The 10,290-nt window shown below is 72.2% G+C and carries 6 protein-coding genes; all 6 read right to left on the minus strand.

Going from position 1 to position 10,290, the window contains the following annotated elements:
- Positions 1-292: hypothetical protein (locus JX283_RS06805; RefSeq protein ID WP_204829900.1), on the minus strand; the 292-nt coding region annotated here is incomplete at its 3' end.
- A gap of 146 nt (positions 293-438) precedes the next feature.
- Entirely contained in the window at positions 439-2,400 is a 1,962-nt protein-coding gene (gene mazG / locus JX283_RS08880) for a nucleoside triphosphate pyrophosphohydrolase (protein WP_204829901.1), read from the minus strand.
- Between the two features lie 219 nt (positions 2,401-2,619).
- Positions 2,620-6,069 (minus strand): transcription-repair coupling factor, encoded by a 3,450-nt coding sequence (gene mfd / locus JX283_RS06815; RefSeq protein ID WP_204829902.1) that lies wholly within the window; start codon positions 6,067-6,069, stop codon positions 2,620-2,622.
- Between the two features lie 1,434 nt (positions 6,070-7,503).
- Positions 7,504-8,337: a MetQ/NlpA family ABC transporter substrate-binding protein gene (locus tag JX283_RS06820; RefSeq protein WP_204829903.1), complete on the minus strand. Its 834-nt coding sequence runs from the start codon at positions 8,335-8,337 to the stop codon at positions 7,504-7,506.
- 42 nt (positions 8,338-8,379) lie between these two features.
- Positions 8,380-9,039, minus strand: coding sequence for a methionine ABC transporter permease (locus JX283_RS06825; protein WP_370583427.1), 660 nt, complete (start codon positions 9,037-9,039; stop codon positions 8,380-8,382).
- Positions 9,036-10,100: a methionine ABC transporter ATP-binding protein gene (locus JX283_RS06830; protein ID WP_204829905.1), complete on the minus strand. Its 1,065-nt coding sequence runs from the start codon at positions 10,098-10,100 to the stop codon at positions 9,036-9,038. Before JX283_RS06830 ends, JX283_RS06825 begins: the two co-directional genes overlap by 4 nt.
- Positions 10,101-10,290: the final 190 nt, after the last annotated feature.

Below are 10,290 nucleotides of genomic sequence, written 5' to 3' on the forward strand. Positions count from 1 at the left end.
CGCGGGCGCGGTGGAGGTCGCCCGTGGACGCCGCGGAAGAGGCGGTGCGGGCGGGGTGCGGGCGGAGCGGCGTGGGGTCGCCGGCATCGGAGGTGGCACGGGCGCGGCGGTGCGACCGGGCCCTGGTGGAGGGCGACGCCAGCTCGCCGCCGGAGGGCCTGGGGCTCACAGAGCCGTCCGGGCCCACGGCGACGTCGTCGACCTCGTAGACGGGCTCGTCGACCGCCTCCGGGGAGGCGTCGCGGCGCGCCCGCGGCCTGAAGGCGATGGTTTTGTCGTCGCGCTGGGACATGGTTCCTCTTCTGCTGCGTTTGGGGTGCTCTCTTGAGGGACGCGCCCTCAGGAGAGCCATCATACACGCGTTGCCCCCGCCCCCGGAGGCGGGGGTCGGGGGCGTGCGCGGGATACCCTTGAATCCTCAGAGCCCTGCAGGGCGGCTCAGCGCTCCCCCCGCTCGCCCTCCTTGACGCGGGCCCAGAGCCCCTCCAGCTCCCCATGGGAGAGCTCCTCCAGGGGCGTCCCGGCCTCGCGGGCGGCCCGCTCCATGGCGGCCCACCGGCGGCGGAACTTGGCCGTGGAGCGACGGAGCGCCCGCTCGGCGTCCACGCCCCCCTTGCGGGCCACATTCACCAGGGCAAAGAGCACGTCGCCGAACTCCAGCTCGGCGGCCTCCCCGCCGGGCTCCTCGGCCTCGAACTCGGCGCGCNCCTCGGCCACCTTGTCCCACACGGCGTCGGCGNAGGGCCAGTCGAACCCGGCGCGCGCGGCCGGCTTGGAGACCTTCTGGCACTCCATGAGGGCGGGCAGCGAGCGCGGCACGGAGTCCAGGAGGCCCTGCTCGGCGTCCTCGCGCTCGGCGTCCTTCACCTGCTCCCAGATGGCGAGCACCTCGCCCTCGTCGGCCGCCGCGGCGTCGCCGAACACGTGGGGGTGGCGGCGCACGAGCTTCTCGTCGAGGCCGGCCACCACGTCGTCGATGGAGAACGCGCCGGCGTCGTCCGCGATCTGGGCGTGGAGCAGCACCTGCATGAGCACGTCGCCGAGCTCCTCGGCCAGATGGCGCGGGTCTCCTCCGTCGATGGCGTCCACGGCCTCGTAGGCCTCCTCCACCATGTTGCGCTGGNTGGAGCCGTGGGTCTGCTCGCGGTCCCAGGGACAGCCGTCGGGCTGGCGCAGGCGCCAGATGGTGCGCACGAGGGCGTCGAATCCCGGGTGCTCCCCCGGTGCGCCCGCGCGGTCGCGGCTCTGCCCGTCGGCCGCGGTGGCGACGGCCGAGAGGCCCGTGGCCGGGTCCGTCACGGGGCCGGAGGCGATGTCGGCTCGGATGCGCGCGGCCAGGGACCGGGCCATGGAGGCCGAGCCCTCGGCGTTGGGGTGCAGCCGCAGGTCGCCGAAGAGGCGGGGGTCGTGGGCCACGAGGTCGAAGCCGTCGACGAAGGAGAATCCCAGCCCGGCGCACTCGTCGCGCAGGATCTGGCCCACCCAGCCCAAGGGCTTGCCCGAGGCGGAGGCGATGGCGGCGTCGNCGCGCCACANGGGCGACACCACGTACACGCGGGCGCAGGAGCCGTAGAGGTCGGCCACGCGCCGCAGGTAGGCGTGGATGTTCTTCCGGATGCGCCTGGCNGAGCTGATGCGTGCCCAGTCGTTGGTGCCGTAGGCCACGACCACGGCGGCGGGGGCGGCCCTCCGCAGGCGACCGGAGCCCTTGAGGGTGCCCGGGTCGAACACGTGGCCCGCCACGCCCTGGTTCACCAGGCAGAAGTCGAGGTCGCGTCCCAGGCGCACGGGCCAGGTCTCGCCGGAGCAGCCGGCGACGAAGCCCTNGGTGATGGAGTCTCCCAGGGTGAGCAGCAGCGGGCGGTCGGGCATGGGCTCCNGGCTGCCGTCCGTGCGCNGCCCTCCCACCGCCACGGCCATGATGTAGGGCAGCCACACGCGGCACTCCAGGGGAACGTGGGCCCCGTTGTCGAGGGCGAACGTGAGCGTGCCCGACTCCACGGTGGCCACATGCTGGACGCCGGCGACCTCGAGGGTCACGGAGTCCACGAGCCCCGCCTCCGGGGCCAGGGAGCGGCCCTCGGCGGCGCGCACCTCGCGCACCATGTCGGCGTCGTGGGCGAGGTCGAAGACCACCTCGAGGTCCACCTGCACCTCGCTGCCGTCGGTGACGAAGGCCAGGCACACGCCCGCCGTGGAGCCGGCGCGGTGGCTGCGGCCCACCTCGGCGAGGTGGCGGAGCTGCTTGGCCGAGAAGCGCCAGGGCCGCACGTAGCCGTCGTCCTGGACCTCCGCACGCACGCACCCGCGCAGGTAGCGGCNGACCTCGGGCACGTCGGCGCCGGCCAGGGTGCGCCCCCGAGCGTCGACCACCTTGGGCTCGAGGGAGGATGAACCCATCAGCGCACCTCCCTGTCGCCGGTGGACGCCGCCTGTCGGGCGGCCCTGCGGCCGGTCGTGCCCCGGCCGGGCTGTATGGGTGCTTCCATGGCGCTCCCTTCCCGCGCTCCTGCGGGGCGCCGCGACGGGCGCCCCTCGGACGGTATCAATCTTGGCACAGGCGGCGCAGGGGTCGCCCCGCGCGGGGCCCGGTTACATCATTCCGGCGCCCGCAGGGGCTCACTCCCCGTCGTCGCCGCCCATGGCCTCCAGCACGGCCAGGGCGCCGGCCACCACGTCGTCGCCGGCGCGGTGCGGGTAGGCCACCTTGGCGGTCTTGGGGTACACGAGGGCCCCCTTCGCCTTGAGCTCCCGTGTGANNTCGCGGTCGGGGCTNTGGCCCAGGAACACGAACCTGCCGCCCGTGAGGGCCACCGAGGTGACGCCCAGGCGCTCGGCGCGGATGCGGATGCGCTGGCGGTCCAGGAGGTTCCGCGCGGCCTCGGGCAGGTCGCCGTGCTCACGGGCGAGGTCGCTCTCCAGGCGGTCCACCTGCTCGAGCTCCGTTGCCGCCGCCACGCGGCGGTAGGCCATGACGCGCTTGTCGATCTCGGGGACGTANTCGTCGCTGAAGTAGAAGTCGGCCGAGAGGTNCACGGTCACCTCGGGAGGCTCGACGTCGCCCACCTCGCCGCGGGCCTCCGAGACGGCGGCACCCAGCNTCTGCGTGAACAGGTCGAAGCCCACCTGCTGGAGGTTGCCGTGCTGCTCGGCCCCCACGAGGGAGCCGGCGCCGCGGATCTCGAGGTCGCGCNTGGCCACGCGCATGCCGCTGCCCAGGTCCTGGTACTCGTTGATGGCCGTGAGGCGCTCGGTGGCCTCCTCGGTGAGGGGCTTGTCGCCGTCGAAGAGGAAGTACGCGTAGGCCTGGGTGCGCCCGCGGCCCACGCGGCCCTTGAGCTGGTAGAGCTGGGCGAGGCCCAGGCGCTGGGAGTCCTCGATGACAAGCGTGTTGGTGTGGGGGTTGTCGATGCCGCTCTCGATGATGGTGGTGGCCACGAGCACGTCGATGTCGTGCTCCTGGAAGCGCTCCATGACGTCCTCCACCTCGCGGGCGCTCACCTGGCCGTGGGCCACACCCACGCGGGCCTCGGGCGCGGCCTCGTGCACGCGCCCCACGGCCTCGTCGATGGTTGTCACGCGGTTGCTCACGTAGTACACCTGGCCGCCGCGGGCGGTCTCGGTGCGGATGGCGTCGGAGACGACGTCGGGGTCGAACTCCCCCACGTGCACCTTCACCGGCAGGCGGCCGGGGGGCGGCGTCATGATGAGGCTCATGTCGCGCANGCCCGAGAGGCTCATCTGCATGGTGCGCGGGATGGGCGTGGCCGAGAGCGTGAGCACGTCCACCTGCTCGCGCAGGTTCTTGAGCTGCTCCTTGTGCTGGACGCCGAACCGCTGCTCCTCGTCCACGATCACGAGGCCGAGGTCCTTGGGGTTGACGTCGCGCGACAGCAGCCGGTGCGTGCCGACGAGCACGTCCACCTCGCCGGCCGCGAAGCCCTCGAGGGCGCGCCGCTGCTGCGCGGCGCTGCGGAAGCGGCTGAGCACCTCCACGGTCCCGCCGAACGGCGAGAAGCGCCGCTCGNANGTCTCGTAGNGCTGCTGGGNGAGGATGNTCGTGGNGCAGAGCACCATGACCTGCTTGCCGTCCTGCACGCACTTGAAGGCCGCCCGCAGGGCCACCTCGGTCTTGCCGAACCCCACGTCGCCGCAGAGCAGGCGGTCCATGGGGCGCGGGGCCTCCATGTCTGCCTTGATGTCGGCGACGGCCCTGGCCTGGTCGGGCGTGAGGGCGTAGGAGAAGCTCGCCTCCATGTCGGCCTGCTCGGAGTTGTCCGGGGCGAAGGCGTGACCTTTGACGGCCGCCCTCCTCGTGTAGAGGTCCACCAGGTCGAAGGCCAGCTTCTTGGCGTTCTTGCGGGCCTTCGCCGTGGCGCGCGACCAGTCGGCCGTGTTGAGGCGCGTGAGGCGCGGGCTGTTGCCGNCGGGCCNCACGTAGCNGGTGATGCGGTCAACCTGCTCCAGCGGCACGTAGAGCTTGTCGCCCTCGGAGTACTCGAGCAGGAAGTAGTCGCGCTCCTTGCCGGCCACCTCGCGGCGCACGATGTCGGCGAACCTCGCGATGCCGTGGGTGGCGTGGACCACGTAGTCGCCGGGCTTGAACGGGAAGGTCACCTGGGTGGGGTCCACCTGCCGGCCGCGGCCGCGCTTGGCCATGCGGGAGGTGAGGTCGCCCACCGAGAAGACCGCCAGGCGCACGGAGGGCACCACCACGCCGGCGGGCACCGGGGCGTCGAAGAACGTGACGCTCTCCCGGGGGAGCGCCTGGGCGTCGGCCTGGGCCCGCGGGTCGGTCACGGGGAGGCGGCCGGCGGCGTCGGCGGCCAGGGCCTCCGAGAAGGGCACGTGCTCGTCGCCGAAGGTGAGCTCCAGGGCCTCACGGGCGCCGCGGTCCGGCACGGCGAAGGCGATGGAGAAGCCGTCGTTCACGAGCTGGCGCACGCGGCCGAGGAGGCGCGTGTCGGAGCCGGCGATCTGGGGCTGGCGCACCTTGAGCTCCACGGGCCGCTGGGCCCCTGCCGTGGCGATGGACGAGAACGACAGCCGCTGGCGGTTGCCGAAGTCCAGCTCCCGGGCCGCCGTGTAGAGGCCGTCGAGGGTCGCGCCGGCGCCCTGGGCCGAGGAGGCGAGGTCGTCGGTGGCGCGCAGGCAGTCGTCGAAGAGAGCCCGGGGCTCGTTGAGGCACACGAGGGTCGACGGCCCCACGTGGTCGAGGGGCGTGCCGGTGGCGCCGTAGAGCTCCCGCAGGTAGAGGCCCGTGCGGGCCGTGGGGATGCGGGCCTGGATCGCCTCGAGGTCGGCCGCCACGGCGGAGGACTCCTTGGCGCGGTTGTAGAGGGCCTTCTCGGCGCGGGCCACGGTCTCGTCGGTGAGGGCGAACTCGCGGGCCGGGAGCAGCTCCACCTCCCGGAGCTCTCCGATGGTCTGGCCCGTGGAGGGGACCACGCGGCGGATGCGGTCGATCTCGTCTCCGAAGAACTCCAGGCGCACGGGGCCGGTCCCCTGGGCGGGGCAGACGTCCACGGTGTCGCCGCGGGCCGAGAAGCACCCGGGCTCCTCGGCGTCGCCGGTGTCGACGTAGCCCGAGGCCAGGAGCGCGGCGACGACGTCGGCGGGCTCCGCCTGCCGGCCGGCGCGCCACACGGTGGAGGCGTAGTAGGGGCTGCCCGCCGGCGGCACGCGGCGCATGAGCGAGCGGGCGCTGGCCACCACGACGCAGGGCTCCTCGGCCGCCAGCGCCGCCATGGCGCGGGTACGGGAGCCGAGCTGCGCCATGTCGGGGGCGATGCGCTCGTTCCAGGGGCGGTCGCGACGCTCGGGGTAGCGCATCACGTGCTCGAGGCCGAGCCAGGCCGAGAGGGCGTGGGCGGCGCGGTCGGCCGCCTCCTCGCCGGAGAGCACGTAGAGGCAGGGGCGCGGGTCCGCCGCCCAGAGGGAGGCGAGCACGAGGTTGCGGCCCGACTGCGACACCGAGAGGGTGGCGTCCTCCCCCTCGCGGAGCTGCGACGCGATGGTGCGGAGCCCCTTGTCGGCGAGGAGCTGGCGGGCGATGCGGTTGATGAACATGGGCGGGGTCTCGCTTTCGCACAGCGCAAAGCGCCCTCGGACAGGCCGAGGGGCGCGGGGAGCGACGGGTTTTCGCCTAGAATGGTACCCCGAGCGACGGGGCCCGACGCCGGGCGTCCGATTCCATCCAGGCCGCGGCGCCCCTCTCCCGCAGGGCCGGAGCACCCTTCCTGCGCCTTGGGCGCCTCCGGGCAGAACCTCCGGGCGGAGCCTCCGGACGAGTGCGCGATATCAAATCGCATTCCATGCTGTTTTATGCGCATGTACCTCCAAGACAGGGCGTTTTATCCGTTTTCAAGCGTTTCTTATCCATGTTGCGTCGTTTATATCGCGCAGAGCGTTTTCGGCTACCGAGAGGAGCACCCCATGGCCCACAGGATCGTCATCGGAGGCCCCACCGCCCTCCGCATCGCGTGCGACCGCGCCTGCGCGCTGTGCATACGGCCCACCGAGGTGCGGGCCCACGACTCCCTCGACGACATCGGCTGCCACCGGCACCCGCCCCGCCACCGGGAGCTCGAGGCCATCCGCGCCGCCTGCGAGCCCTACGGAACCGTGCACCTCTACGTGCCCCGGGCCGACGCGCGCACGCGGCACCGCGGTTTCTCCTCCCACGTGTGGGGTGGCCCCGTGAGCGGGGGCTCCCTCCTCCTCTGGGAGGTGCCGGANACCGAGCTNACGGTCTCCGNGGCGACCCCGGCCCTCGCCCTGCTCCAGACGGCCACGCTTGCGGACGACCCTCCCCTGCTCGGGGCAGCCTGCGAGCTCCTGGGCCGCTTCGCGGGAGCGGGCGGGGACAGACCGACCTCCCCGCCGTGCAGGCGCGCCGTCATGGAGGACTACCTCTCCTCGCTTCCGGAGGCCACGCCGGGGCTCAGGCGCGTCCGCAGGCTGGTGGGGCTGGCCTTTGAGAACGGGTGGTCGCCCCTCGAGGTAGCGACGGCCGGCATGCTCTCCCTGCCCCGAGATCTCGGCGGGCTGGGGCTGCCGCGGCCGCAGCTCAACCATGCGATCCACCTCCCGCCTGCCCAGGAGCGCCAGCTGGGCTACTCGCCCCTGCACGCCGATCTGGCGTGGCCCGCCGAGCATGTGGTCGTCGAGTANNAGGNAAGGCACCACTTCGGCNACCGGAACGTGGCCGAGGACGACATGAACCGGGCCAGCGTCCTGCGCCAGACNGGCTGGTGGGTGGAGCAGTGGGCCCACCNCGACCTGCGCGACCTACTNNGGCNCGACGAGGGGGCAGGCCGAGTCGCCGAGCGGCTGAGATGCCCGCTCCCCGCCCCGGACGGCGCGCTCCGCTCCCTCCAAGGACGCCTCTATGCCGGGCTCACCCGCTGGCGGGACCTCCTACTGTAGCCCCGCACAGAAGGGCGGCCGGCGCCGCTCGTGGGCGCCGGCCGCCAGAGGGGCCGTCCTTGTAAGAACCTGTTCCTAGAAGACCGTGACCACGGCGCCGTCGTAGGTGTCGTCGATGTACTTCTTGGCCGTCTCGGAGGTGAGGGCCTTCACGAGGGCCTTGGTCTTCTCGCTGTCCTGGTTACCGTCCTTCACCGCCANGATGTTGGCGTAGGCCTTGGCGGCCTCGCCCTGGTCGGACTCGGTGGCCAGCGCGTCGGAGACCTTGAGGCCGGCACCCAGCGCGTAGTTGCCGTTGATGGCGGCAATGTCAACGCTAGGCAAGTGGTGAGGCAACTGAGCGGCCTCAACTTCCTCGATCTTGAGGTTCTTGGGGTTCTCCACGATGTCCACCACGGTGGCGTTGAGGCCGGCGCCGTCCTTGAGCTTGATCAGGCCCTCCTGCTGCAGGAGGAGCAGGGCGCGGGCCTCGNTGGTGGTGTCGTTGGGCACGGCCACGGTCGCGCCGTCGGGTAGGGCGTCGAGCGAGGCGGTCTTGCCGGCATAGAGGCCGAAGGGCTCGAAGTGGATGCCCGCGGCGTTCACGAGGTGCGTGCCGTTCTCCTCGTTGAAGTCGTTGAGGTAGGTCACGTGCTGGAAGTAGTTGGCGTCCAGCTCGCCGTTCTCAAGGGCCTTGTTGGGCAGGATGTAGTCGTTGAATTCCACGACCTCGAGGGTGNAGCCGTCCTTGGCGAGCTCGTCCTTCACGGCGTTGAGGATCTGGGCGTGGGGGGTGGGGCTGGCGCCCACCTTGATGGTCTTGTCGCCGTCGGAGGAGGAGCCGGACTGGCCGCAGGCGGCGAGGCCGGCCACGCAGACGACGGCGAGGGCGACGGCGCAGAGACGCGCGGCGATCGGGTGCTTCTTCATGGGTGTCTCCTTGGGTAGCGGGCGGTGCGCCCGGTGTCTGTGTCAGCGGTGGCGCTTGTCCACCTTGGAAACCAGCTTGAGGCCGCCCTCCTGGAAGACCTGCGCGATGACGGCGAGCAGGGCCACCGTGGCGAGCATGACGTCTCCCTGGTAGCGGTAGTAGCCGTAGTTGATGGCGATGGCACCGAGCCCGCCGCCGCCCACGAAGCCCGCCATGGCCGAGTAGCCCAGGATCGTGGCCAGCGAGATGGCGGCGCCCACGAGCAGCGAGGGGCCGGCCTCGGGGATGAGGACCTTGACCACGACCTGCCAGGGCGAGGAGCCCATGGCGCGGGCCGCCTCGATGACCCCGCCGTCGACCTCCTTGAGCGACGACTCCACCATGCGCGCCACGTAGGGCGCGGCGGCCACCACGAGCGGCACGACGGTGGCCGTGGAGCCGATGGTGGTGCCCACCACAAGGCGCGTGAAGGGCAGGATGGCCACGAGCAGGATCAGGAAGGGGATGGAGCGCAGCACGTTGACGACGATGCCCACCACCAGGTTGACGGCGCGGTTGCGCGCGATGCCGCCCTCACCGGTGATGTAGAGCACCACGCCGAGCGGGACGCCGATGACATAGGCGATGGCCGTCGAGACGACGGTCATGTACAGGGTCTCCCACGTGCCGGTGACGAGGAGGTCGATNATCTCNNGGCTCANTGGCGCTCACCCCCTTTCGCGGACGGGGTTCCGGTGCCGTCGCCGCCGGGCATTCGCGGGTCTCCCGCCTCCTCGTAGTGGATGCCGCGGCCGTCCAGGTAGGCGCGGACGCGGTCGGCGGCGTCGGGGTCCTCGGGCAGCTGGATGAGCATCTGGCCGAAGGCGCGACCGCCGATGTCCTGCGTGTTGGCGCCCATGATGGACACGCGCACGCCGCAGGTGAGGGAGAGGTCGCTGATCACGGGGTCGCCGGACTCCTCGCCGGTGAAGGCGATGCGCACCATGCCGGGGGGCAGCTCGCCGCCGAGGGCGTCCTCGAGGTGGCCCTCGGCCGGGGACACGAGGCGGCGGGCCGTCTCGCGCTTGGGGTGCAGGAAGACGTCCTGGACGGCGCCCACCTCGCAGACGCGGCCCTGGGCCATGACGGCCACGCGGTCGCAGATGAGCTCGACCACCTTCATCTCGTGGGTGATCACCACCACGGTGACGCCCAGGCGGGCGTTGAGCTCCTTGAGGAGGTCGAGGACCGAGCGGGTGGCCTCGGGGTCGAGGGCGCTCGTGGCCTCGTCACAAAGGATGATGTCGGGGTCGCTGGCCAGGGCGCGGGCGATGGCCANGCGCTGCTGTTGGCCGCCGGAGAGCTGCGCCGGGTACGAGCGGGCCTTCTCGGAGAGGCCCACGAGCTCGAGGAGCTCGGCCACCCGGGCGTCGGCCTCGGAGCGGGACACCCCGGCGATGTCGAGGGGGTAGCGCACGTTGGCGGCCACGGTGCGCTGCTGCAGCAGGTTGAACTGCTGGAAGATCATGCCGATCTTCTTGCGCGCCTCGCGCAGCTGCCGGGGCGGCAGGGCCACGAGGTCGCGGCCGTTGACGATGACGGAGCCCTCCGTGGGGCGCTCCAGCAGGTTGATGCAGCGCACGAGGGTGGACTTGCCGGCGCCGGAGAAGCCGATGATGCCGAAGACCTCGCCGTCCTCGACGGTGAGGTCGACGCCGCTCACGGCGTGGAGCTCACCCGAGGGGGTGGAGAAGGTCTTGGACAGGTTGCGCAGCTCGATCATGGGTCCCCCGGTTCACGGCCGCCCTCCCACACGTGGCGGCGTTGGCACAGCATCGCAGAACGGGCCGTCAATTCCCAGCGCGTGCGTGGGATTTACCGGACCGGAAACAATGCCTTCTTGGGAGCCTAGCAGTGCCCGGGCACCCGCGCCAACGGCACCGGGGCGAGGGGGCCCGGGCACTGCTAGGCTC

The sequence above is a fragment of the Olsenella sp. CU969 genome, assembly GCF_905219715.1.
Lineage (GTDB): Bacteria > Actinomycetota > Coriobacteriia > Coriobacteriales > Atopobiaceae > Granulimonas > Granulimonas faecalis.